A 23909-nucleotide genomic window follows, 5' to 3' on the forward strand; every position below is an offset into this window, starting at 1 on the left:
TTATTTTGCACCTTCTAACAATTGTACAAAATCATCCACTTTAAGTGATGCGCCACCTACAAGTGCACCATCAATGTCTGATTCTGCCATGTATTCTTTAATGTTGTTAGGTTTCACACTACCACCATATTGAATACGTGTTGCGTCAGCTACAGTTTGACTTGATAATTCTGCAACTGTTTGTCTTACGAATGCACACATTTCATTTGCATCTTTAGCAGTTGATGATTTACCAGTACCGATTGCCCAGATTGGTTCGTAAGCAATCACAAGTTGTTGTAATTGTGCTTCAGATAAACCCTCTACAGCTTTTTTAACTTGGTTGCCAACAACTTCATTAGCTTTACCACTTTCACGCTCTTCATCTGTTTCACCTACACAAACGATTGGTGTCATACCGTGATTGAAAATAGCGTGTGCTTTTTTGTTAATTTCTTCATCTGTTTCATGGAAGATTTCACGACGTTCGGAATGTCCGATAACGACATATTTAACGCCTAGGTCTGCTAATGCAACTGGAGATGTTTCACCAGTGAATGCGCCGTTATCTTCAAAGTAAGCATTTTGAGCACCGATTTGTAAGCCTTGTGCTTTACCATCATTTACTAAAGTAACTAATGCATCTAATTGAATTGTTGGTGCACAAATTACTGATTCTACTTCTTTTGTATCAGGTAATGTTGGTAATTCATTGATAAAATCTTTTGCTTCTTTAACTGTTTTATTCATCTTCCAGTTACCTGCGATAATTGGTTTTCTCATTATATTACACTCCTATTAGTAATTTATGATTAAATGTGTTGCCACTGATAATCATGGATAGCTGTTTTTAGTCGTGCGCTTATTTGTTTGCGATTGCTACTACACCTGGTAGTTCTTTACCTTCAAGGTATTCTAATGATGCACCGCCACCAGTAGAAATGTGACTGAAGTCATCACCATAACCTAATGAAATAGCTGCAGCTGCTGAATCTCCACCACCAATAATTGTATTAGCGTCTTTTAATTCAGCGATTGCTTCACAAACGCCGATTGTACCTTTAGCAAAATTACTTAATTCAAATACGCCCATTGGTCCATTCCATACTACCGTATGCGCACCTTGTAATTGTTCTTTAAATAATTCAACTGATTTTGGTCCAATATCCATAGCTTCTTGGTCTGCTGGGATATCATCAACAGAAACCTCAGTGATTTCAGCGTCATTTGAGAATTCTTTTGCAACTTTACAATCAACTGGTAAGACGATTTGATCGCCTGCACGGTCTAATAATTCTTTTGCAAAATCAACTTTATCTTTTTCTAATAAAGATAAACCAATTTCTTTACCTTGTGCTTTAAAGAACGTATATGACATGCCGCCACCGATCAGTACTTTGTCAGCAATCTTCAATAAGTTTGTGATAACGCCAATTTTGTCAGAAACTTTGGCACCACCTAGAATTGCAACTACAGGTTTATCAGGGTTTTCAACTACGCCACCGATATATTTAATTTCTTTTTCCATTAAGAATCCTGCAACTGTTTCTAAATTAGATGCAATACCCACATTTGAAGCGTGCTCACGATGCGCTGTACCAAATGCATCATTTACAAATACATCGCCAAGTGAAGCCCAGTATTTTCCTAATTCAGGATCATTTTTAGATTCTTTTTTGCCGTCTACATCTTCAAAACGTGTATTTTCAACTAGTAAAACATCGCCTTCATTAAGATCTTTGACAGATTGTTCTAGTGTTTCTCCACGTGTTTCAGGTACAAAAGTAACTTCTTCACCTAATTTTTCTGTTAATGCATTAGCAACAGGTTTTAAAGTTAATGCTGCTTTATCACTTTCTTCTTTCACTTTACCTAGATGTGAAAATAATACAACTTTTCCACCTTGTTCAATGATGTATTTAATTGTTGGTAAAGCTTGAACGATACGATTGTCGTCAGTGATTTCTCCATCTTTCATCGGCACGTTAAAATCTGCGCGAACAAGTACAGTTTTACCTTTTAATTCTAAGTCAGTTACAATTTTTTTAGCCATGTAAGCTTCCTCCTCTAAATGGAACAACAAATTAAAATAAGCGGAGAAGCGTTGTGCTCCCCGCTTACTCCTAAGCTTATTGTTTAAATTTAACAGCACATTAAAGTTGTTAAATTCATTTTTACATCAAATTATTTAGCTTGAGTTGCTAAGTGTTCTAATGTACGTACTAATTGTGAAGTGTAAGACATTTCGTTATCGTACCAAGCTGCTACTTTAACTAATTGACGGTCGCCAACAGTCATTACACGAGTTTGTGTTGCATCAAATAATGAACCATAAGTCATACCGATTACGTCTGAAGATACGATTTCGTCTTCTGTGTAACCGAATGATTCGTTTGAAGCATTTTTCATTGCAGCATTTACATCTTCAATGCTTACATTTTTTTCTAAAACAACTGTTAATTCAGTTAATGAACCAGTTGCAACAGGAACACGTTGCGCTCCTCCATCTAATTTACCATCAATTTCAGGAATTACTAAGCCAATTGCTTTAGCAGCACCAGTTGAGTTAGGGATGATGTTTTCAGCAGCTGCACGCGCACGACGTTTGTCGCCTTTTCTGTGTGGTGCATCTTGTGTGCTTTGGTCACCAGTGTATGCGTGGATAGTAGTCATGAAACCTTCTACTAAACCGAAGTCATCATTTAAAACTTTAGCAACAGGAGCTAATGAGTTAGTAGTACATGAAGCACCTGAAACAACAGTTTCTGAACCGTCTAATTCTTGGTGGTTTGTATTATAAACGATTGTTTTTAAATCGCCTGTAGCTGGAGCAGAGATTAATACTTTTTTAGCACCTGCATTGATGTGTGCTTCTGCTTTTTCTTTATCAGCGAAGAAACCAGTACATTCTAATACAACATCGATGTCTAAGTCTTTCCAAGGTAATTTACTTGGTTCAGGCTCAGAGAATGATTTTACTTCTTGTCCGTTTACGCGGAAACCGTCTTTTTCTACTTCAACTTCTCCTGTGAAGCGTCCTTGCATAGTATCATATTTTAATAAATGAGCTAACATTTCGTCATCTGTTAAATCGTTTACTGCTACTACGTCGATTCCGTCAACGTTTTGAATTCTTCTGAATGCTAAACGACCAATTCTACCAAAACCATTAATTGCTACTTTTACTGCCATTAAAATGGCCTCCTTTAAAAATGATATTTAAAAAGTGTAATCACTTTTTATTACTGTTATTTACGATTGCACTTGCTGCACCTTCGTCTGTAATTAATACAGTGTTTTTTGGAGCAATAGAAAGGTAAGCTTTAATTGCTTCTCCTTTAGATTTACCCCCAGCTACAGCAAATATAAACTTTTTCGATTCAAGGTCTTCTAATTGTAGTCCAATTGTTTTCACTTTATGGACGATATCGCCTTGATCATCGAAATAATATCCAAATGCTTCTCCCGAGGCATTGTGATGTTGAAGTTTTTCTATAACTTCGTTTGGTGATTGACGTCTTCGCGCCATCTTCAGCGCATCACCAATGCCGTGGATTGTAATATTGGATTCTCTAATTTTTTCTAGGGTGTGAATAACTGAAGGCTCTAACATAAGTGTATTGTATGTTGTTTCACTCACATTATCTGGGACATATAATGTCGTATAATCACCATTCGTTTGTTGTGCCATACTCGCTGCAATGGTATTTGCTTGATATACAACATTTTCACCCAGTCCGCCTCTTGCCGGAACAAAGAAAACATCATGTGGCTGTTTATGCATTGCCTCACTCACGTAGGCCATCGTAGACCCACCAGTGACTGCTACAATGGCATGATCATAAAGAACATCTTCAACCAACTGTCCTGCCTGTCGTGAAAGTTCAATTTTTACTGCTTTATCAGTTTCAGAATCACCTGGTATCACATAGACGTCTTTAATGTCATATTGTTCCTTAATCAACTGTGAAAGATGATGGTCATCAGAAAAAACATTAAAATAACTATTTAGCTGACGAACAGTTGCTTTACCTTCTTCAGTGATTTCCATGCCTGTTGGCTTAACCTTGATTAGTTCTTGTTGTTTCAATGTGTCTGTTTCGGAACGTAATACACGTTCAGTTAAATCCATATATTCACTTAAACTACGTCTACCTACGGGTTGGTGCTTAGCAATAGTAGTGAGAATTGAAAAACGTCGATACATTTTTTCAACAAGTTCTGGCACAAGTTTTTGTTGAACTTTTATCAAATCATTCACTACTATCCTCCTCCGTTTCATTATAAAGGGTCAAGTTCCAACCATAGGTTGACTTTTTACGTCCCTAGCAGGACAAAAAAATATAACCTCTTATATTTGCAATAATACTACTATCGATTTGAAATTGCAAGAGAAATACACTTCTCTTAATTTTTACTTATTACCTTTATATATTCTATCGTTCCTCTAAAATGTCTTGCATTGTTATATTACCCGATTAATCATTTACTAATCATAAATCATTATATTTTCCGATTCTTAAAAATAAGTAAGCATCCACTTATGATAGCGGCTTAAATACACTTGTAGAATCATTGCTTCCATTATCTTTAATCTATAAAATAAAAGTATAGATTATTCAATTGGGAGGAAAATACATGTCACAGAACGATCATCCAGAAGTCATTGATCCAAACGATCGACGTTATAAAGATGAAGATTATTTCAAAAATCCTAAACAACCAGATTATTCGCATTCAAATCAAACATTTCACTATTCTAAAAACATAGGATGTGGCTGTGGACCTTTTGGTTGTCTTAGCGGTTGTATCACACTCATACTATTATCCTCACTCATTACTTTCTTATTAAATTTCTTATTTTAGTCTGTGTGCTTAAATACTATAAAACAAACCGTATAACAGGTGTTTTTAACGCTATAAAAATAGGACCTTGAAATCATATGATTAACATCGATTTCGCAGTCCTATTAAATATATTAGTCATCTTCTGAAGATGAATCGCTTGAGCGTTCATTGGTACTTGAACTATTATTGTTGCTTTGTGCTGATCTTTCTTGTGTATTATTTTGAGAACTTCTTTGTTGAGTTGATGGTTCTGGTTTTTTCTCTTCAGTCGATGGTTCAGATGTTTTTTCTTCCGTTGAAGGTTCAGATGTTTTCTCTTCAGTTGTTTTTTCTTCTGTTGAAGGCTCACGTGTTTTTTCTTCAGTAGAACGTTCTTCAGTTGTTCTTTCTTCTGTGGTAGCTTCTTTCGTTTTTTCAGGTGATTTTTCTTCTGTTGTACGACGCTCAGTCGTTGCTGGCTGTTGTGTTTGCTGCGTCTGTTGCGTTTGCTGTGTTTGTTGTTGCGTTTGAACTGTTTGCTGCGTTTGTTGTGTTTGTTGAGACTCTTGTGTAGATTTCTCTTTATCTTTTTTGTCTTTTTCTTCTTTTGTCTTCTGTTTTTCTTTCTTATCTTTTTCTTCTTGTTTCTGATCTGCTAAACGTTCATTCGCTTTGTTTGAATGATCTACAAATGCAAAAATAGCAAAAATTAATCCACCTACTAATAATAATACGATTAATCCACTTACAATTTTCGCAAAACCACTCATTTTCTTGTTGTTCGGATTATGGTTTGGCATATGCTCCCCTCACTTCAATTTATATCATAACATTTGTTTTCATTTATGCGCATGCTTTCAATAACAAATGTATATTTTACACTATTTCATTTATTAATTAAACTCATTAACTATTTTTTAACCTAGATGTTATCTTAACGACATATGTATAGTAAAATACATATATAACTTAAAATTTAATACTATAGTTTAATATTAATCTATAGTAATCTTCGTTTTCAATACTTTTGTAATTTTTTATTATTAATATGAATAAGCTATAACATTAATATAACAGGATGTGTTCTAAAATTGAAAAAGCATGATCCATTTGATGAATTAGAGGAGCAAAAATCATCTCAAAAAAGAGGTCTACGTCAAATTATGATTGATAACGATCATTACGAATCAAAAGACCGAGATAAAAAGCGATTCCCCTTATTTATGATGATTATTATTTTGTTATTCATAGCCACTGGAATAATTTCTATACTTACTTTATAGGGCATAACGACCTTCATATCCTTATAAAATGTTTTGACTTAAATGTAAAAAGATAGTTAAACAAAGCAAATTGCGTTAACATATAAATATAGGCCTATACGCAATGCGTACAGGCCACTACTAAAGGGAGTCAAAATTTTACCTTCGTTAGTATATTATGGGGTATACTCGAAATAATTAAGAGATGATTAATTAATATCGAAGGTATCTCAATTATAAAATGAATGCTCTTTATTTTAAATAGTTCTTAATACGAGTAAATGACATATTATTGAACAAACAATGAAAAAATTATGACCTTCAAATGTGATTCGATTGATTCACTCTAATCATTCCAACATTAGGCATTACTAAATTATGAGGTGATAAAATGAAACATTATTTAATTACAGGTGGTACAGGTATGATAGGATCGCAATTAGTTAAAGCTATCATACAAAGTGATGCGCATATAACGATTTTAACTAGACAGGATATGACTTCATCACACCCTAAGATTTCCTACGTCAATTGGTCTCAATCAAATTGGGAAAATGAAATACCTGATATCGATATCGTCATTAACCTTGCAGGTGCTAGTTTAAATAAACGATGGACTAAATCCTATAAACAAACCATTATGCTAAGTCGTATACAAGCTACACAAGCTTTATTCGAATTATTTCAAAATCGTAAACATAAACCAGAAGTATTATTCAATGCGAGTGCTGTTGGTTACTATAAACCAGACTTATATCGTACGTATACTGAATTATATAAAACACTTCCTTTTGATTTTTTATCGGAAGTCGTATATCAATGGGAAAGAATGGCTCGCCAATTTGAAACGCTTGGTACGCGTGTCGTTATTGGTCGGTTTGGAATGGTCTTGTCTAATGATGGCGGCGCACTACCAATGATGAAATTGCCTTATGACTTTTATCTTGGTGGAAAATTAGGTTCAGGAAGACAATGGTATTCTTGGATTCATATAGATGATTTAGTGAGAGCCTTGCTCCATACTATCAATACGGAAAGTGCACGAGGTGTATTTAACTTTACTGCACCGATTGTAGAACATCAAAACATGTTTGGGTATACACTTGCACGCGTTTCTCATCGCCCTCATCATACATGGGTCCCATCGTTAGCCATTAGGTTAGCTTTAGGTCAAATGTCGACTGTTGTGCTCGATACACAAAAAGTAATACCTAATAAATTACAAGCAACCCATTTCAAATTTAAATATCCTGATTTAAAAATCGCACTCGAAGATTTAGTACATTAAGTGAATAGGAAGCGAAATGAATCATGAAGACAGATCGTTTAACACATGCCTTATTATTTATCGCTGGATTGTTATTATTAATTAATGGTATCTGTGCTTTTGAACAAAATTTAACTATGCTATTTATATCATCAATATTGGTGATAAGTGGTATCTGTGTAACATTTGTAGCCATTAAATTAATTTGGCGCAACTATCGTAGACTTAAAGTTAATAACAATTCATAATGTGAGATAAATAGAAAAGCCAAGCTACTGATTATGTAGCTTGGCTTTTTTAGTGAAATTAAATCTTATGATTCTGGTACCATAACTTGGTCAACAAGACCATAGTCTTTAGCTTCTTCAGCTGATAAGAAATTATCACGATCTGTATCTTGCTCAATTTTTTCAATTGATTGACCAGTACGTTCAGCTAAAATTTGGTTTAATTTAGCACGTGTTTTAAGAATATGATTAGCAGCAATTTCAATTTCAGTCGCTTGTCCTTGCGCGCCACCTAATGGTTGGTGAATCATTACTTCAGCGTTTGGTAATGCAAAACGTTTACCTTTTGCACCTGCTGCAAGTAGGAATGACCCCATTGATGCAGCCATACCGATACAAATTGTTTGTACATCTGGTTTGATGTGTTGGATTGTATCGTAAATAGCGAAACCAGCAGTTACACTACCACCTGGTGAATTGATATAAAGATAGATATCTTTTTCTGCATCTTGTGCTTGTAAGAATAATAATTGAGAAACAATAGAGTTTGCTACATTATCATCGATTTGAGAACCTAACATTATAATACGGTCTTTTAATAAACGTGAGTAAATGTCATATGCACGTTCCCCACGGTTTGTTGTTTCAATTACTGTAGGTATTAAATTCATTAATATTGCCTCCTTATTTCTAACTGATAAATTTATTTTAACCTAAAAGTCAAACATGGTCAAAAAATAACGCTCAAAAATTTTATGAAAGTTGAATTATTCTTATTGACCGTTTTCGTTAAGATTTGTACACTTATATTAATGCGTCTTTACCCCCTCGTAGTGTAATGGATAACACGTAAGATTCCGGTTCTTAAGATAGGGGTTCGATTCCCTTCGAGGGGACTAATAAGTAATAAAAGTATACTTTTCAAATTAAAAAGGGAAGATAACCAATATAAAGCGCACACGAGTTCAATCTCATGTATTTTATATTCCTACTTAAGTCATCCCCTACTTGTACAATCAATCAGACCGAGACATCAAAAATGATTCTCGATCTGATTTTTTCATTTTTTAAAATTCTATTAATAAAAAATGGATTACACTGAGAAATGTAATTTTCTACACTGATTATGATATTAAGTACCAAATTATCTTAATTATTAAAAATACATCCTTATCTAAATGAGATACTTAAAAATCAATTCTTAATATATACACAAAATTCACGCTTTTTACATTGAGTAATATATAAACATAAAGATAATTAGTAATACAAAATTCATTTTAAATTTACAATCATTTGATACACTTGTAAAAATTAGATTATTTTACAAAGGGGAAATGAGACATTGGTAGACAAGCAAATTAGTGATGCGCAGTGGAGAGAATACCAAGCGCATCAAAATCAACAAAAAATCGAAAAAAATTAGTAAAGGTTGGTTTTGGGGTTGTGGATCTGGTTGCGGTTGTTTAATTTTGTTAGTAATTATCATTATAGGCATCTCAGCATGTACTGCAAACCTAGGCAACGTAGACACTAATGATAATTCATCAAACAATTCAAACAACAGTAGTGCTTCTAGAGAAGAAAAATCTGCATTAAACAAAGCGAAAACCTATTCGAACGTTATGCACATGTCAAAAGATGGCATCTATAATCAATTAATGTCTGAAGCTGATGGTTTTAAAGAATCAGATGCACAATATACAGTAGATAATTTAAAAGCGAATTATAAAAAGAATGCTCTCGAAAAAGCTAAAGATTATGCTGATACACAGAATATGTCAAACGATGCAATATACAATCAATTAACATCAGATATTGAAGGATTCACGGAAGAACAAGCGCAATACACTATTGATCAATTAGATAAATAGTGAAGTTCTAAAGCCCTAATTCAACTTTAATTATTGTTGATGGGACTTAATTAAACTTAACATTAAAGAAACGATATTTCGGTATTGAAACCGAAATATCGTTTTTATTTTGCCTCTTAATTCATATTTATAAAGGTACTGCCTAAAACATCACGCACATCGTGAATCACTAGGAATGCATTTTCATCCACTTCATTTACCAGTTTCTTGACCCTTGTAACTTGTGATTGCGGTACAACGACGTACAACATATGTGTTTCTGACTTTCCATAACCACCTTTACCAGTTAATATGGTTGACCCTCTACCAGTAAACGCATTGATTTTATCACTAATTAAATCACTTTTGCTTGAAATCACTGTAACTGCTTTTTTCGGATTGAAACCTTCGATAACGAAGGACGTGGCACGTTCCGTAACAAATAACATAATAATGGTAAACAGCACATTTTCTAATGGTAGTACCATTAAGAATGAAAGAACAACAAGTGCATCTAGTATAAAAATACCTTGTGACGTTTTGATCTCGGAGTATTTATTCACAATTTTCGCAATGACTGATGTACCACCCAGTGTACTACCAGTAGAAATTACTAGCCCTGCACCGATACCAATCACAGCGCCCCCAAATAAAGAATTAATAACAAAATTATCTACACCTAGATTAATATTTTCAGTTAAATGTAAAAATAGAGACAACGCAGTGTTGGAAATAACGGTGTAGACCGCTACCGTTTTACTTAAAAATTTCCACCCTACAAATACGACAACGGTATTGATAATAAATGAGGTCCACGCTGGCGATAAACCGAATGCATACATAAGAGATAATGATATCCCTACTGTGCCGCCATCACCTAGATTTGATCCAAGTAAAAAACAGTTTACACCAATCGCATTTATGAATGTACCAATTAAACAGAATATAATGTTTTTATAATGCTTGTTTATTAAATTTTTCATAAATACCCTCACTTTTCACTATTTTATTATTGTGGTTTATAAATAAAATGTTCAATATTCATCAAGTAATGCTTAAATATTAAAAAAGACACCTCCATGAGGCGTCATTAATTGAAATTCATACTTTTCATTATATTAGCATATTTATTTTATGTGTGACTAGAAGAAATTCAATTTACACTTAATTCTTTTTCAAATTAAGAGATAACCATGCAAAACAGATGATACATCTTATGTGCTATAGTTCGATAGGCTCACCGCCTCTTAATTTATCAGCCATCTCATTTAACTTTCTTAATCTATGATTCACACCAGATTTAGATATTTTTCCCGTCGACATCATTTCACCTAATTCTTTTAATGAAACTTCTTGGTGCTCAATTCTTAATTTTGCGATCTCACGCAATCTATCTGGAAGGTTGTCTAAACCAATTTCTTTATCAATTAAATGTATACTTTCTACATGTTTCATGGCTGCACTTACAGTTTTATTTAAATTGGCTGTCTCACAATTAACCAATCGATTCACAGAATTTCTCATATCTCGAACAATACGAACGTCTTCAAATTTCAAAAGTGCTTGATAACCACCTATCAAACTTAAAAAATCGGATATTTTTTCTGCTTCTTTTAAGTAAGCAATGCTGCCTTTCTTACGTTCTAGATGTTTTGCATTTAATTCATACGCATTCATTAATTGTGTGATACCTTCAGAATGATCTTCATATAACGAAAAAACCTCTAAATGATAAGATGACGTTTCTGGATTGTTAACAGAACCACCAGCTAGAAAGGCACCTCTCAAATAACTGCGACGCATTTCATCATCATGAATCATAGTTTCATCGATTTCATGGGTAAAGACACCATTTTTTAAAATACCTAAATCATCTAATATTTCTCTGGCTCTTGCCTTAATACGACAAATATAGATATTATTTTTTTTCAATTTCATTTTCTTGCGTACGAGTAGTTCCACTTCCACATTAAACACTTTTTTTATTAACGAATAAATCCGTCTTGCTGTTGTTGCATTTTCGGTTTGAACGTTAATAACAAACTGTTGATTGGATAGACTGAGTGCACCATTCATTCGAATAAGCGCACTGAGCTCTGCTTTTGCATTTTCTTCATCTACTTCAATTCTAGTAAGTTCATTTTTCATATCTGATGCAAAGCTCATGATTCAATCAGTCCCTTCTTATAAGTTTATTGTCTGGCTTATTCGTTATGATCTTTATTATGATCTTTATTTCGATTAAACTCAATTGTCGCCGTTTCTCTCATAGCGATTTCATAGATCATTTTTGAAAGTACTTCAGTGTTATGGCGCACGTAATCTTCTGAAGACACTTCTACTAAATCAGGATGTGTAAAGACTTTAATATTCTGTGCTTCCATATCTGTCGTGTTGCATTTTACAGGTTCTGCATTTTCTTCTCTATAGCGTTCTAATACATTACCGTGAAAATTTTGCGTGCTACAAATAACATAGTTAATACATTTCGCACCCATGTGATCATGGATAGCATTGACATGATCGACAGCAGAATAATTATTCGTTTCACCTGGCTGTGTCATTACATTTGAAACATACAATTTAGGGGCATCTACTTTAAGTAATGCATCTGCGATACCTTTTACGCATAAATTTGAAATGACACTTGTATATAAAGAACCTGGCCCCATAACAATTAAATCTGCCTCTTCAATCGCTTCAACTGCTTCTTCCATCGGTTTTACATCTTCAGGTTCTAAAAATACACGTTCGATTTTTTTATTTTTTTTTGGAATCTTAGACTCGCCATATACGATTTCTCCGTCTTCCATGACTGCATTTAAACGCACACTTGTATTAGTGGACGGAATAACACGACCTCTAATATTTAAAATCTTACTTAATTCTTTAACTGCATGTCCAAAATCATCCGTAATATTCGTTAACGCGGCAATCAGTAAATTGCCAAGCGAATGACCTTCAACTTGGTTTTCTTTAAAACGATATTGGAAAAGTTGTTCTAATGTTGACTCAGTTTCACTTAATGCAGAAATTACATTTCTTATATCTCCCGGTGCAGGTATATCCATTTCATTTCTTATTTTTCCTGTGCTCCCACCATCATCGGCAACTGTGACAATTGTCGTAATATCTATTGGGTAATCTTTAAGGCCTCGAGCTAAAACGGATAAGCCTGTACCGCCACCTATTAGTACAAGTTTAATTCTTCTCATCTTTATGTTTCACGCCACTTTCCACATGTGCATCCCTGTGATGCACATACACATTGTAATCAAAACTTTCGTTAAGTTCTGCTCCGATACGTTTGGCTAATGCGACTGAACGGTGTTGACCACCAGTACAACCGATTGCGATAACCAGTTGTGATTTACCTTCTTTTTTATATCCTGGTACCATAAATTTCAATAAATCTATTAATTTTTCATAAAATATATTTGTTTCTTTCCATTTCATAACATATTTATAAACCGCTTCATCTTCTCCTGTGAACGGTCTTAACTCATCAACATAGTGTGGATTCGGTAAAAATCTCACATCAAATACTAAGTCTGCATCCATTTGAATACCATGCTTAAATCCAAAACTCGTTACATTAATATTAAATGTTTGTACATTGCTCTTATTGAAATAGTCACCAATGCGTTTACGCAATTCTTTTGGTTTCATTTGCGTCGTATCAATCGTATAGTTCGCTAGACTTTTAATTTCTGTTAATAACTCACGTTCTTCATTTATCGATTCTATCAATGAACGTTGTCCATTTCCATTTAACGGATGCGCACGTCTTGTTTCTTTATATCTAGAAATTAAACGCTCATTAGATGCTTCCAAGAACATCATATCCACAATCACATCAGAGTTACTTTTAATTAAATCCATTTCGTGGATTAATGATTTAAACAATTCTTTCCCTCTTAAATCGATTGCAATTGCAACTTTTTGTAATGATGGATTACCTTGCCCCATCAATTCTACAAATTTAGGTAAAAGTATCGGTGGTAAGTTGTCTACACAGAAATAACCGATATCTTCTAGACTTTGAATGACTACAGATTTCCCAGCACCTGATAAACCTGTAACGACTAATAATTCACTTTTTACTATTTCTTTTTCATCCGGTTGCATCTTTTCACACCATTCGTTGATTTATTTAATCATAAAATGTTACTTCGTTGTTAACAGTTCATATTTTAAAGTGATGTGATTCATTTCACTTCAAATAAGTCTAACAATCTTATGCTATCATATTTCATTTTACATGAAAAAGGTCTTAGGTAGTAGCATTATCACTTTAATATTGAAGTTAGCTGTGGCTGCAATTTAACTCCTATAACCATAAGACTTCAATTATAAACATAGATAAATATATATCCTTATGTAAAAAGCTAGAGCACAATGCTTTCAGTTATGTCTGAGCATCATGTTCTAGCTTTAACTAAATTCTATTATACAACACAATCACACGATTGATTATGCTTCTATTGTATCTTTGATGTGTTCAATATATGCGATAGCACTTTGTGCTGCAATACTACCATCACCTGTTGCAGTAACGATTTGACGTAAACCTTTTTCACGTACATCGCCTGCTGCGTAAATACCAGGAATGCTTGTACTCATATCTTCATTCGTTAAGACATAACCGACTTCATTTGTAATACCTAAATCTTGGAAAGGTACTGTCAGTGGTTTCATACCAATATAAATAAATACACCATCCGCATCTAATGTTTGTTCAGAACCATCTTTTGTTGATTCTAATGTGACTGATCCTACTTTACCATCTTTGTCGTTAATTGTTTTTAGTGTGTGGCTCCAGATAAAATCAATTTTTTCATTTTTAAATGCGCGATCTTGTAATATTTTTTGCGCACGTAATTCATCTCTACGGTGTACAATGGTTACGCTATCCGCAAATTTTGTAAGGAATGTGCCTTCCTCAACGGCTGAATCACCGCCACCAATAACAAATAATTTTTTACCTTTAAAGAATGCACCATCACAAACTGCACAATAACTTACACCACGGCCACCAAGTTCTTGTTCACCTGGCACACCAATTTTTTTATATTCTGCACCTGTTGAGATAATAACTGCATGTGCAGTGATTACTTTATTTCCTAGGTTCACTTCTTTATATGCGCCTTTATCTTCGATTGATTTAATGTCACCATATTGATATTGTGCACCAAATTTTTTCGCATGTTCAAACATTTTTGTAGATAAGTCCGGACCTGTTACCATTTCAAATCCTGGAAAGTTTTCAACTTCTTCCGTATTTGCCATTTGTCCACCAGGCATGCCACGTTCTATCATTACAGTACTTAAGTTTGCGCGAGATGCATAAACTGCTGCAGTCATACCTGCTGGGCCTGCACCAATAATTGCAATATCAAAATCCACTTGTTCAGCCATTTTAATTGCCTCCTGTTTACTAATTCAATATGCGAAGTATATATGATTTCTTGCATTTTATAAACTTATATGCTCACTAAATAATCTATCGTCTTATTTAAACGGTAAGATGAAATTTTAAACCAATCTAAAACTTGTTGCTTTGTAACTTTGATTTCAGAATGACGAAAATACATATATACAAATGCAGCAACATAATCACTAACATTTGCTAGGTCAACTTTTTCCGAAATGATCGCTTCTGCTTGATCAATCCATACTATAAATAAATCTTCATTATTTTTCAATGCCTCAATATCATAAAGCATTAACATGCCTTTGTGAATAAAATCTAATTTGTTTAATTTTAAATCTTGAATTAAATAAGTCAAATAGAGCTTCTCATAATCATTCATAGATTCTAGTACACCCCAAATTTCTTGGGTTAAGAGTACTTCACGGCCCTTTAATTGGTTTAATAAAAAGATGCCATATAATCTATGGTGGCTATTATCATTCAACAATAACGGCAATACTTGTTGGTCAAAATACGCTTTGCTCTCTTCAATAACCCAAGGTGCATGGCCAACATCAACTTTAGAAATTTCTTGTAATTTTGTCCAAAAGAATTTACTTTCTTCATGATTGCCTAAATGATAATGATTATAGCTGAGTGCATTATACATTTGAATCGAAAGGAACTTTCCTCTTCTATAGAGTGGTTGTAGAATCTTTTGCGAAGCTTCATATTGTTTTAAATAACAGAGCACGATACCTAATTTAAATGACTCATCTTCATTCATCGGCATTACTTTGTTTAATATTTTTAAGTAGCGATGATATTTTTCACTATCATTCGTGTTGTATAGCAACAATGTATAATGACATAATGCATGCACATCTGTGTTGTCCTCGCTTAATAAACGTTCAAACATTTCTTTAGCAGTTTCGTATTCGTTTAAATATAAATAACACATTGCTAATAAATTACGTACGACGCGGTGTTCTTGAATGTCAGTACTTTGATTTAAAATAAAATTTCGAGCCTCTGGTAAGCGGCCTTGTGAAAATAAATATTGGAAAATAAGTTGAATCGCAAATAATTTACTTTCTATCTCTATTTTTTCAGGTGTATGATATGAGACTTCAAACATTTCTTCAAGTTCTTCTTTATAATCCTCATCACCAGATATTGTTACATAGTTAATACCAAATAAAAATGCTTTATTGGCTTCATTCATCGTTATATTTAACTGGCTTAATTGAAAATAACTTTCTTCAACTTCTTCACCTTGTGCAATACTTTCATAAAAAAGATGTTCAGCCTTGCTACCTATACCTAAACTAACTAAGCACTCCGAATATTTTACTTTTGTTTCAAAATCCTGAGGTGACATTTCAAGCACTTTAGCGAAGTAAGATGCCGCTTTTTTATATTCTTGTTGATGAAATTTTTGATCTCCTAATTTTTTATAAAATTGACTATCTAATTTCATTGGTATTACATTGTCTTTATGCGCCATCCATCGTCACCTCCTAAATGTTTCTTTATTTTATTATTTGTATGGGATTCCCATACGCTAATGCATGATCTGGAATATCTTTGGCTACAATAGAACCCGCACCAATCTTAACATGATTACCAATGGTAACGCCTGGTAGGATGGTCACATTTGCACCAATCAAGGTATGATCCCCAATTTTCACAGGGCCTGTAGTAAATGCATCTACTAAAAATTCATGTGTTAAAATCGTTGAATTATAGCCAATCACACAATTTTTACCAATCGTGATGTATTCAGGATACAATAAATCAGGAACTACTTTGAAAGCGAATGCTGTATGAGCCCCGATATCCATTTTCAATAATTTACGATATGCCCAATGTTTTAATTTCACATTAGGCAAATAACGGCAAACTTCAATAATTAACGTTTGTTTAAACATTTTCATTCCTTTGACAAAACGATACATATGCCATAAAGGATTTTTACCTTGAACTTGTTGTTTCTTTAAATTACGCATAAATGACTATCACTTCACTTCTTTACTTGGCCATGATAATGGACCAACAGCTTTATAACGTGGCGCATCATATTTAACACGTCTAACAATCATTATGACGACACCTATTATGATTAAAATAATGGACATTAATTGGGCAATTCGGATATCACCTGCAAGCATTAAACTATCCGTACGCATGCCTTCTACAAAGAATCTGCCAATGGAATACCAAATTAAATAGAGACAGAAGGTATCACCAATACGTAAGTGTTTTCTTAATAGAATTAAGATAACAAATCCTAACACATCCCAAATAGACTCATAAAGGAATGTTGGTTGATAGTATTTTCCATCAATATACATATTATTAATTATAAAGTCAGGAATATGTAAGTTTTCAAGGGAAGATTTAGAAACTGTGCCCCCATGCGCTTCATGGTTCATAAAGTTTCCCCATCTTCCAATACCTTGTCCTAAAATCATACTTGGCGCAATCACATCACCAATTTGAAATGGATTAATATTTTTTTGTTTACAAATAATAATACCCGTTACGAATCCACCAATAAGACCACCATGTATGGCAATACCACCCTGCCAAATCATTGGGATTTCAATTGGATGTTGTACATAATACGGCCACTGAAAAATAACGAAATATATTCTAGCAACAATAAAACCAAATATGGCACTCCAAAATATAATATCGACGAGTGTGTCTTGATGGAATCCAATACGTTTCACGCTTGCTTGTGCAATAAAGTAACCTAGCAGTATGCCCATAGCAATAATAATGCCATACCAACGTACTGAAATCGGTCCTAATTCAAACGCAATCGGATCGATATAGCTTAACGTCATCATTGATTATTCCCCTCACTATGATTACCATTACGCAAAATTTCCGCATTTAAACGGTCATTAAATTCTTCTGCTGTATTGATACCCATGATATTCAGTCTATAGTTCATCGCAGCTACTTCAATAATCACCGCCACGTTACGACCTGGTCTTACTGGAATGGTTTTTTTCGTTATTTCTGTGTCTAAAATACGTAATTTTTCTTCGTTTAGCCCTACACGGTCGTATAGTTTTTCTTTATGCCAATTTTCTAAGTGAATATTTAAACGCAGGCGCTTCTCAGTCAGAATTGAACCGGCACCAAATAAAGTCATAACATTTATAATGCCTAGTCCTCTAATTTCTAACAAATGTTCAATTAATTTAGGTGCACGACCTGTTAATTCATCTTTACTAATTTCTCTGATTTCAACATTATCATCAGCTACAAGTCTGTGACCGCGTTTGATTAATTCCAGCGCTGTTTCACTTTTACCTATACCAGAATCGCCTGTGATTAACACACCAACACCGTAAACATCAACAAGCACACCATGCAATGAAGTCGTTCTAGCGAGTTCATGCTCTAAAAAGGTAGTCAAACGACTCATCAATTGAGTTGTGGCAATTGTGGACGTGATCAATGGCGTTTCGTTTTCTTTCGCAGCTTCTATAAGTTCTTCCGGAGGTTCTAAATCTCTTGTCACTATAATCGCTGGTGTTTCTGGACGACATAATTTTCTCATACGTCCTTTCCGTTCTTCATCAGGCAATAAATTATAGAAAGATAACTCAGTAGTTCCTAATAATTGAATACGGTCAGAGGCATAATGAGAGAAATAACCTGCCATTTCTAAACCCGGTCTTGATATATCAGTATTTTTAATTTGTTTATTTAAACCCGCTTCACCTGTGATTACTTCAAGCTTAAAGCGTTCTACTAAACTCTGTGTAGTTAACATGCGTTCACCTCTATCATTCTTTCTTCTGCATTTGTACTATGTTCATATCATATCAAAAAGAACTGATAATCTATATTAAAAAGTGCAGACGAAGTATATTTTAATATATGCCTTATATAAATTATATACGATATTTCTTATTAAAAGCTGATTCATTTTAAAATTAACGATAAACTTAACATTTTATGTTTGCGACATGTTATCAAAGGTTAACAATCACAAAAAAGCTCTTGCTTCACACGCATGTAACATGGTGTCGCAAGAGCTTTGTTATGCTGTTGGAAAATAGATACGGTACAATTGCTATTGTTTTACCGTGTCTCTTTCTAAGGCTGGTTTTAAATATTTACCAGTATAACTTGCTTCTACTTCTGCAATCTGTTCAGGTGTACCTGTTGCAACAACAGTACCTCCACCGTCGCCACCTTCTGGACCTAAATCAATAATATGGTCTGCCATTTTAATGACATCTAAATTATGTTCAATAATAACCACGGTGTCACCATTCTCAACTAACTTGTTTAAAACTTTCAGTAATCTACTGATGTCATCCACATGTAAACCTGTTGTAGGTTCGTCTAGTATATATATGGAGCGTCCTGTTGAACGTTTGTGTAATTCTGATGCAAGTTTCACACGCTGTGCTTCACCACCAGATAATGTTGTCGCAGGTTGACCTAATGTAACATAACCTAAACCAACATCTACTAACGTTTTTAACTTACGATGAATTTTCGGAACATTTTCGAAAAATGCCGTCGCTTCTTCAGCAGTCATCGCTAGGATTTCTGCAATATTTTTCCCTTTATAAGTTACTTCAAGCGTTTCACGATTATATCTCGTGCCACCACAAACTTCACACGGTACGTAGACATCTGGTAAAAAGTGCATTTCAATTTTAATGATACCATCGCCTTTACATGCTTCACAGCGACCGCCTTTAACATTAAAACTAAAACGACCTTTGGTATAACCTCTGACTTTAGATTCATTTGTTTGTGCAAATATATCTCTAATATTATCAAAAACCCCAGTATACGTAGCTGGATTTGATCTTGGCGTACGTCCAATAGGCGATTGATCAATATCTATAATTCGGTCTAATTGATCTATACCATTAATTTCATCATATTCACCTGGTTTCACTTTAGATTTATTGATTTGTTTCGCTAAAGATTTATAAAGCACTTCATTAACTAAAGTACTCTTACCAGAACCTGAAACACCCGTTACAACAGTCATCGTTGATAATGGGAAATCTACATCAATGCCTTTTAAATTATTACTACGCGCACCTTTAACACTAATTTTGCGATCAGTAATGTCTCTTCTTGCTTCTGGCACTTCAATGCGTTTTTTGCCGCTTAAATATTGTCCGGTTAAAGAGTGTTTGTTGCTCATAACTTGTTTAGGTGTACCACTTGCAACAATCTCACCACCATGCTCACCAGCGCCAGGACCAACATCCACTAAATAGTCTGCTGCACGCATGGTATCATCATCGTGTTCAACAACGATTAACGTATTACCTAAATCACGCATTTCTTTTAAAGTGCTAATTAATCTATCGTTATCTCTTTGATGTAAACCTATGGATGGTTCATCTAATACATATAAGACGCCAGAAAGTCTAGAACCAATTTGAGTTGCTAGACGGATACGTTGCGCTTCGCCACCAGATAAAGAGCCAGATGCACGATTTAAAGTTAAGTATTCTAGTCCTACATTATATAAAAATTCTAATCTAGAATTAATTTCTTTCAATATTTGATTGGCAATTTTTTGGTCTTGTTCTGAAAGCGCAATATGATTATAGGCATCTAATGCGTCTTTAATTGAACGCTCAACGACGTCACCAATATTTTTCCCATCTACATAAACTGATAAAGCTTCGCGACTTAAACGTTTACCATGACACGTTTCACAAGGTAACTCAGTCATGTACTTACTCATCATTTCTCTTACTAATTCAGAAGGAGAATCATGGTATCGCCTACTGATATTATTTATAACACCTTCAAACGCCATCGTACGTTTACGAGATTGGCCGTTACGTTGCGTAAATGTGAAGTCTATTTCTTTACCTTTAGATCCGTATAAAATAATATCTTTTTGTCTGTCAGTTAATTTTTTAAATGGTTTGTCCATGTTAATTTTAAACACTTCGCACACGCGTTTTAATATCGTAGGATAAAAATCCGAACTCGATGATTCCCAAGCAACGATTGTACCTTCATTTAAGGTTTTACTCGTATCTGGTACGACTAACTCTAAATCAACCGTTAATTTCTGACCTAATCCATCACATGTAGGGCAAGCACCAAACGGACTATTAAAACTAAACATACGTGGCTCTAACTCACCAATTGAAAAACCACAAATCGGACAAGCATGATTTTCTGAGAACTTCAATTCTTCACCGTCAATGATATCGACAATGAGCGTTCCTTCTGACAATTGTAACGCCGTCTCAATGGAGTCAGCTAAACGCGTTTCGATACCCTCTTTGACAACAAGACGGTCAACTACTACCTCAATTGTATGATTTTTATTTTTCTCTAAGGCTGGTACTTCATTGACATCTAATATTTCTCCATCAACACGTACACGTACATAACCTTTTTTTGTTATATCGTCTATCAGTTTTTCTTGAGCGCCCTTTCTATGAGAAACCACAGGTGCTAAGATTTGAATTTTAGAACGTGCTTCTAATTTCATCACTTGGTCAACCATTTGTTGAACTGTTTGTGATTCTATTTCAATACCATGGTTAGGGCAAAAAGGTTTACCGATACGCGCATATAGTAAACGAATATAATCATAAATTTCTGTGACTGTCGCCACAGTAGATCTTGGGTTTTTACTAGTTGTTTTTTGATCAATTGAAATCGCTGGTGATAAACCTTCAATCGTATCGACATCCGGTTTATCCATTTGACCTAAAAATTGTCGTGCATAGGCACTGAGAGATTCAACATATCTGCGTTGACCTTCTGCATATATTGTATCGAAAGCAAGTGATGACTTTCCTGAACCGGAAAGCCCTGTCATAACTATTAATTTATCTTTTGGTATTTCAATATCTACATTTTTTAAATTGTGGGCACGTGCCCCTTTAACTACAATGGATGGTTGCTTCATTTGTGTCACCCTTCTGCTTTTAATTCAAATAGCATATCTCTAAGCTCTGTGGCTTTTTCGAAATCTAAATCTTTTGCGGCTTGCTTCATTTCTTTTTCTATATTTGCAATTGTTTTTTCGCGTTCTTTCTTCGTCATTTTCTTCGGTACTTCTGTTTGTTGTTGCTCATTTGTTTCATCGTTTTCAACAGTAGCACTAATCACGTCATGTATTTTTTTATTAATTGTAGTAGGCGTAATGTTATGTTTTTCATTATATGCTTCTTGTATCGTACGACGACGTTCCGTCTCATCTAACGCATAGCGCATGGAGTCAGTAATTTTATCTCCATACATGATAACTTCCCCGCGACTATTACGTGCGGCACGTCCAATTGTCTGAACAAGTGATCTTTGAGAACGTAAAAATCCTTCTTTGTCAGCATCTAAAATAACAACAAGAGACACTTCTGGTATATCAATACCCTCTCTTAACAAGTTAATTCCAACAATGACATCATACGTACCCATTCTTAAATCTCTAATGATTTCTATACGTTCGAGTGTTTTAATTTCAGAATGCAGATAATTTACTTTGATGCCTGCTTCTTTTAAATATATCGTTAAATCTTCACTCATTTTCTTAGTCAACGTTGTAACAAGTACACGCTCATTTCGATCGATTCGATCCTGTATCTCACCAAGTAAATCATCAATTTGATTTTCTGTAGGGCGCACCTCAATCTTAGGATCTAACAGACCGGTTGGACGTATGATTTGTTGAACCATCTCATCTGTATGCTCAAGTTCAAATGGTCCTGGTGTGGCTGAAACATAAACCAACTGTTTCGTTTTTTCTTCGAATTCCTCGAATTTTAAAGGTCTATTATCTAGTGCACTCGGCAAACGGAATCCGTGGTCAACTAATACTTGTTTACGAGCACGGTCACCATTATACATACCTCTAATCTGCGGCAAAGTTACGTGCGACTCATCAATCATGACTAACCAGTCATCTCCGAAATAATCAAGTAATGTATAAGGTGTTGACCCCATAGGACGTAATGTTAAGTGAACGGAATAATTTTCTATACCCGAACAGAATCCCATTTCTCTCATCATTTCTAAATCATAATTGGTACGTTGCTCTAAACGTTGCGCTTCTAACAATTTATTTTCTGCATTTAATTCAGCTAAACGTTCTTCTAATTCGTTCTCAATTCTTTGAATTGCTGATTTCATTTTTTCTTCACGTGTTACGAAGTGAGATGCTGGGAAGATTGCAAAATGATCGCGTTCTCTTAATACTTCTCCAGTTAAGTAATTCACTTCACGAATACGATCAATCTCATCACCAAAGAATTCTACACGGATACACATTTCTTCTCTAGATGCAGGGAAAATCTCAACGACATCCCCTCTAACTCTAAATGTACCGCGTCTAAAATCTATATCATTTCTTGTATATTGGACGTCCACTAATTTTTTAAGTAATTCACTTCTATCCATCTCCATGCCAGCACGTATACTAACGACTAAATCACGGTATTCTTCTGGATTACCCAAACCGTAGATACAACTGACACTGGCAATCACAATCACGTCATCTCTCTCAAACAACGCACTGGTAGCTGAATGTCGTAACTGGTCAATCTCATCATTGATTGAAGCGTCTTTTTCTATAAAAGTGTCAGTTGAAGGCACATAGGCTTCTGGTTGATAATAGTCATAGTAACTTACAAAGTATTCCACTCTATTTTCAGGAAAAAATTCTTTGAACTCACTATATAATTGGCCTGCTAAGGTCTTATTATGTGCGATAATCAGTGTTGGTTTACCAACCTGTTTGATTACATTACTCATCGTAAATGTCTTACCAGTACCAGTTGCGCCTAATAGCGTTTGGTGTCTTTTCCCTTCATTAACACCATTTACAATTTTTTGAATTGCTTCTGGCTGATCCCCTTGAGGTTCAAATTCAGAATGCAGTTTGAACGGATAATGTTCCATGGCGACACATGCCTCCTAATTAAGTCTATATCTCTTATTTCGAACCTATTACAATTTGTTTATCTTAAAACGTTCATATATTGATTCTTTACATATCATTTATTCAGATGAATGGTTCTATACTCGTTATATATATTAACAGATTTATGAATACAAAAA

Annotated in this window: 22 protein-coding genes and 1 tRNA gene; 6 read left to right on the forward strand and 17 right to left on the reverse strand. The window is 34.4% G+C overall.

Annotated features, from left to right (window positions below; translation table 11 throughout):
• From tpiA to ACM6UH_RS10835, 4 genes are all read right to left on the reverse strand, one after another.
• Complete coding sequence (gene tpiA / locus ACM6UH_RS10820) at positions 1-762, reverse strand: triose-phosphate isomerase (protein WP_041079695.1); 762 nt, start codon at positions 760-762, stop codon at positions 1-3.
• A 79-nt stretch (positions 763-841) separates the two neighbouring features.
• Entirely contained in the window at positions 842-2032 is a 1191-nt protein-coding gene (locus ACM6UH_RS10825) for a phosphoglycerate kinase (protein WP_011303588.1), read from the reverse strand.
• A gap of 131 nt (positions 2033-2163) precedes the next feature.
• Positions 2164-3171 (reverse strand): type I glyceraldehyde-3-phosphate dehydrogenase, encoded by a 1008-nt coding sequence (gap, locus tag ACM6UH_RS10830; protein ID WP_011303589.1) that lies wholly within the window; start codon positions 3169-3171, stop codon positions 2164-2166.
• Between the two features lie 40 nt (positions 3172-3211).
• On the reverse strand, positions 3212-4240 hold the full coding sequence (locus ACM6UH_RS10835) for a sugar-binding transcriptional regulator (RefSeq protein WP_011303590.1): 1029 nt from the start codon (positions 4238-4240) through the stop codon (positions 3212-3214).
• A 377-nt stretch (positions 4241-4617) separates the two neighbouring features.
• Here ACM6UH_RS10835 and ACM6UH_RS10840 point away from each other — a divergent pair, with 377 nt between their 5' ends.
• A complete protein-coding gene (locus ACM6UH_RS10840) occupies positions 4618-4845 on the forward strand; it encodes a hypothetical protein (RefSeq protein ID WP_011303591.1) in 228 nt (75 codons plus the stop codon).
• A gap of 113 nt (positions 4846-4958) precedes the next feature.
• Here the strand turns inward: ACM6UH_RS10840 and ACM6UH_RS10845 are convergent, their stop codons facing one another.
• A complete protein-coding gene (locus ACM6UH_RS10845; protein ID WP_011303592.1) occupies positions 4959-5606 on the reverse strand; it encodes a DUF4887 domain-containing protein in 648 nt (215 codons plus the stop codon).
• Between the two features lie 291 nt (positions 5607-5897).
• Here ACM6UH_RS10845 and ACM6UH_RS10850 point away from each other — a divergent pair, with 291 nt between their 5' ends.
• The 3 genes from ACM6UH_RS10850 (at position 5898) to ACM6UH_RS10860 (ending at position 7583) form a co-directional block, all read left to right on the forward strand.
• Positions 5898-6089: a hypothetical protein gene (locus tag ACM6UH_RS10850; RefSeq protein ID WP_011303593.1), complete on the forward strand. Its 192-nt coding sequence runs from the start codon at positions 5898-5900 to the stop codon at positions 6087-6089.
• A gap of 370 nt (positions 6090-6459) precedes the next feature.
• The gene (locus tag ACM6UH_RS10855; protein ID WP_041079700.1) at positions 6460-7356 is read left to right on the forward strand and encodes a TIGR01777 family oxidoreductase; all 897 of its coding nucleotides are present in this window, start codon (positions 6460-6462) and stop codon (positions 7354-7356) included.
• Positions 7357-7379: 23 nt separating this feature from the next.
• Positions 7380-7583, forward strand: a complete 204-nt coding sequence (locus ACM6UH_RS10860) for a hypothetical protein (RefSeq protein WP_002483888.1) — start codon at positions 7380-7382, stop codon at positions 7581-7583.
• A 65-nt stretch (positions 7584-7648) separates the two neighbouring features.
• Here ACM6UH_RS10860 and clpP read toward each other — a convergent pair whose 3' ends face one another.
• Positions 7649-8233, reverse strand: coding sequence for an ATP-dependent Clp endopeptidase proteolytic subunit ClpP (gene clpP / locus ACM6UH_RS10865; protein WP_002483889.1), 585 nt, complete (start codon positions 8231-8233; stop codon positions 7649-7651).
• A 153-nt stretch (positions 8234-8386) separates the two neighbouring features.
• On the opposite strand from clpP, the gene ACM6UH_RS10870 reads away from it, so the two are divergent.
• Both ACM6UH_RS10870 and ACM6UH_RS10875 read left to right on the forward strand, forming a co-directional pair.
• Positions 8387-8458 (forward strand) — tRNA-Arg (locus ACM6UH_RS10870).
• Between the two features lie 576 nt (positions 8459-9034).
• Complete coding sequence (locus ACM6UH_RS10875; RefSeq protein ID WP_256121673.1) at positions 9035-9436, forward strand: Ltp family lipoprotein; 402 nt, start codon at positions 9035-9037, stop codon at positions 9434-9436.
• Positions 9437-9552: 116 nt separating this feature from the next.
• On the opposite strand, the gene ACM6UH_RS10880 is transcribed toward ACM6UH_RS10875, so the two are convergent.
• From ACM6UH_RS10880 to uvrB, 11 genes are all read right to left on the reverse strand, one after another.
• Positions 9553-10398 (reverse strand): YitT family protein, encoded by an 846-nt coding sequence (locus tag ACM6UH_RS10880; RefSeq protein ID WP_047502685.1) that lies wholly within the window; start codon positions 10396-10398, stop codon positions 9553-9555.
• 238 nt (positions 10399-10636) lie between these two features.
• Positions 10637-11581: a DNA-binding protein WhiA gene (whiA, locus tag ACM6UH_RS10885; RefSeq protein WP_047502688.1), complete on the reverse strand. Its 945-nt coding sequence runs from the start codon at positions 11579-11581 to the stop codon at positions 10637-10639.
• A 38-nt stretch (positions 11582-11619) separates the two neighbouring features.
• Complete coding sequence (locus ACM6UH_RS10890; protein ID WP_011303621.1) at positions 11620-12630, reverse strand: gluconeogenesis factor YvcK family protein; 1011 nt, start codon at positions 12628-12630, stop codon at positions 11620-11622.
• Complete coding sequence (gene rapZ, locus ACM6UH_RS10895) at positions 12617-13543, reverse strand: RNase adapter RapZ (protein ID WP_069844416.1); 927 nt, start codon at positions 13541-13543, stop codon at positions 12617-12619. Before rapZ ends, ACM6UH_RS10890 begins: the two co-directional genes overlap by 14 nt.
• Before the next feature lie 345 nt (positions 13544-13888).
• Positions 13889-14833 (reverse strand): thioredoxin-disulfide reductase, encoded by a 945-nt coding sequence (gene trxB / locus ACM6UH_RS10900; RefSeq protein WP_002483895.1) that lies wholly within the window; start codon positions 14831-14833, stop codon positions 13889-13891.
• Positions 14834-14898: 65 nt separating this feature from the next.
• Positions 14899-16335: a tetratricopeptide repeat protein gene (locus ACM6UH_RS10905; protein WP_048787441.1), complete on the reverse strand. Its 1437-nt coding sequence runs from the start codon at positions 16333-16335 to the stop codon at positions 14899-14901.
• A 25-nt stretch (positions 16336-16360) separates the two neighbouring features.
• Positions 16361-16837: an acyltransferase gene (locus ACM6UH_RS10910; protein WP_011303624.1), complete on the reverse strand. Its 477-nt coding sequence runs from the start codon at positions 16835-16837 to the stop codon at positions 16361-16363.
• Between the two features lie 9 nt (positions 16838-16846).
• On the reverse strand, positions 16847-17683 hold the full coding sequence (gene lgt / locus ACM6UH_RS10915; protein WP_048787440.1) for a prolipoprotein diacylglyceryl transferase: 837 nt from the start codon (positions 17681-17683) through the stop codon (positions 16847-16849).
• On the reverse strand, positions 17680-18621 hold the full coding sequence (hprK, locus tag ACM6UH_RS10920) for an HPr(Ser) kinase/phosphatase (RefSeq protein WP_048787439.1): 942 nt from the start codon (positions 18619-18621) through the stop codon (positions 17680-17682). Before hprK ends, lgt begins: the two co-directional genes overlap by 4 nt.
• Before the next feature lie 303 nt (positions 18622-18924).
• Positions 18925-21762 carry an excinuclease ABC subunit UvrA gene (uvrA, locus tag ACM6UH_RS10925; protein WP_048787438.1) on the reverse strand — a complete coding sequence of 946 codons (2838 nt, stop codon included), beginning with the start codon at positions 21760-21762 and terminating at the stop codon, positions 18925-18927.
• A gap of 5 nt (positions 21763-21767) precedes the next feature.
• Positions 21768-23750, reverse strand: coding sequence for an excinuclease ABC subunit UvrB (gene uvrB, locus ACM6UH_RS10930; RefSeq protein WP_011303628.1), 1983 nt, complete (start codon positions 23748-23750; stop codon positions 21768-21770).
• Positions 23751-23909: the final 159 nt, after the last annotated feature.

The sequence above is a fragment of the Staphylococcus sp. LKG4-2 genome, assembly GCF_050955665.1.
GTDB classification, from domain to species: Bacteria; Bacillota; Bacilli; order Staphylococcales; family Staphylococcaceae; genus Staphylococcus; species Staphylococcus saprophyticus.

Excerpts from the sequence above, each read along its gene's own strand:
- tpiA (WP_041079695.1), bottom strand. The coding sequence starts at position 762 with ATGAGAAAACCAATTATCGCAGGTAACTGGAAGATGAATAAAACAGTT.
- ACM6UH_RS10825 (WP_011303588.1), bottom strand. The coding sequence starts at position 2,032 with ATGGCTAAAAAAATTGTAACTGACTTAGAATTAAAAGGTAAAACTGTA.
- gap (WP_011303589.1), bottom strand. The coding sequence starts at position 3,171 with ATGGCAGTAAAAGTAGCAATTAATGGTTTTGGTAGAATTGGTCGTTTA.
- ACM6UH_RS10840 (WP_011303591.1), top strand. The coding sequence starts at position 4,618 with ATGTCACAGAACGATCATCCAGAAGTCATTGATCCAAACGATCGACGT.
- ACM6UH_RS10845 (WP_011303592.1), bottom strand. The coding sequence starts at position 5,606 with ATGCCAAACCATAATCCGAACAACAAGAAAATGAGTGGTTTTGCGAAA.
- ACM6UH_RS10855 (WP_041079700.1), top strand. The coding sequence starts at position 6,460 with ATGAAACATTATTTAATTACAGGTGGTACAGGTATGATAGGATCGCAA.
- ACM6UH_RS10860 (WP_002483888.1), top strand. The coding sequence starts at position 7,380 with ATGAAGACAGATCGTTTAACACATGCCTTATTATTTATCGCTGGATTG.
- clpP (WP_002483889.1), bottom strand. The coding sequence starts at position 8,233 with ATGAATTTAATACCTACAGTAATTGAAACAACAAACCGTGGGGAACGT.
- ACM6UH_RS10880 (WP_047502685.1), bottom strand. The coding sequence starts at position 10,398 with ATGAAAAATTTAATAAACAAGCATTATAAAAACATTATATTCTGTTTA.
- whiA (WP_047502688.1), bottom strand. The coding sequence starts at position 11,581 with ATGAGCTTTGCATCAGATATGAAAAATGAACTTACTAGAATTGAAGTA.
- ACM6UH_RS10890 (WP_011303621.1), bottom strand. The coding sequence starts at position 12,630 with ATGAGAAGAATTAAACTTGTACTAATAGGTGGCGGTACAGGCTTATCC.
- rapZ (WP_069844416.1), bottom strand. The coding sequence starts at position 13,543 with ATGCAACCGGATGAAAAAGAAATAGTAAAAAGTGAATTATTAGTCGTT.
- trxB (WP_002483895.1), bottom strand. The coding sequence starts at position 14,833 with ATGGCTGAACAAGTGGATTTTGATATTGCAATTATTGGTGCAGGCCCA.
- ACM6UH_RS10905 (WP_048787441.1), bottom strand. The coding sequence starts at position 16,335 with ATGGCGCATAAAGACAATGTAATACCAATGAAATTAGATAGTCAATTT.
- ACM6UH_RS10910 (WP_011303624.1), bottom strand. The coding sequence starts at position 16,837 with ATGCGTAATTTAAAGAAACAACAAGTTCAAGGTAAAAATCCTTTATGG.
- lgt (WP_048787440.1), bottom strand. The coding sequence starts at position 17,683 with ATGATGACGTTAAGCTATATCGATCCGATTGCGTTTGAATTAGGACCG.
- hprK (WP_048787439.1), bottom strand. The coding sequence starts at position 18,621 with ATGTTAACTACACAGAGTTTAGTAGAACGCTTTAAGCTTGAAGTAATC.
- uvrA (WP_048787438.1), bottom strand. The coding sequence starts at position 21,762 with ATGAAGCAACCATCCATTGTAGTTAAAGGGGCACGTGCCCACAATTTA.
- uvrB (WP_011303628.1), bottom strand. The coding sequence starts at position 23,750 with ATGGAACATTATCCGTTCAAACTGCATTCTGAATTTGAACCTCAAGGG.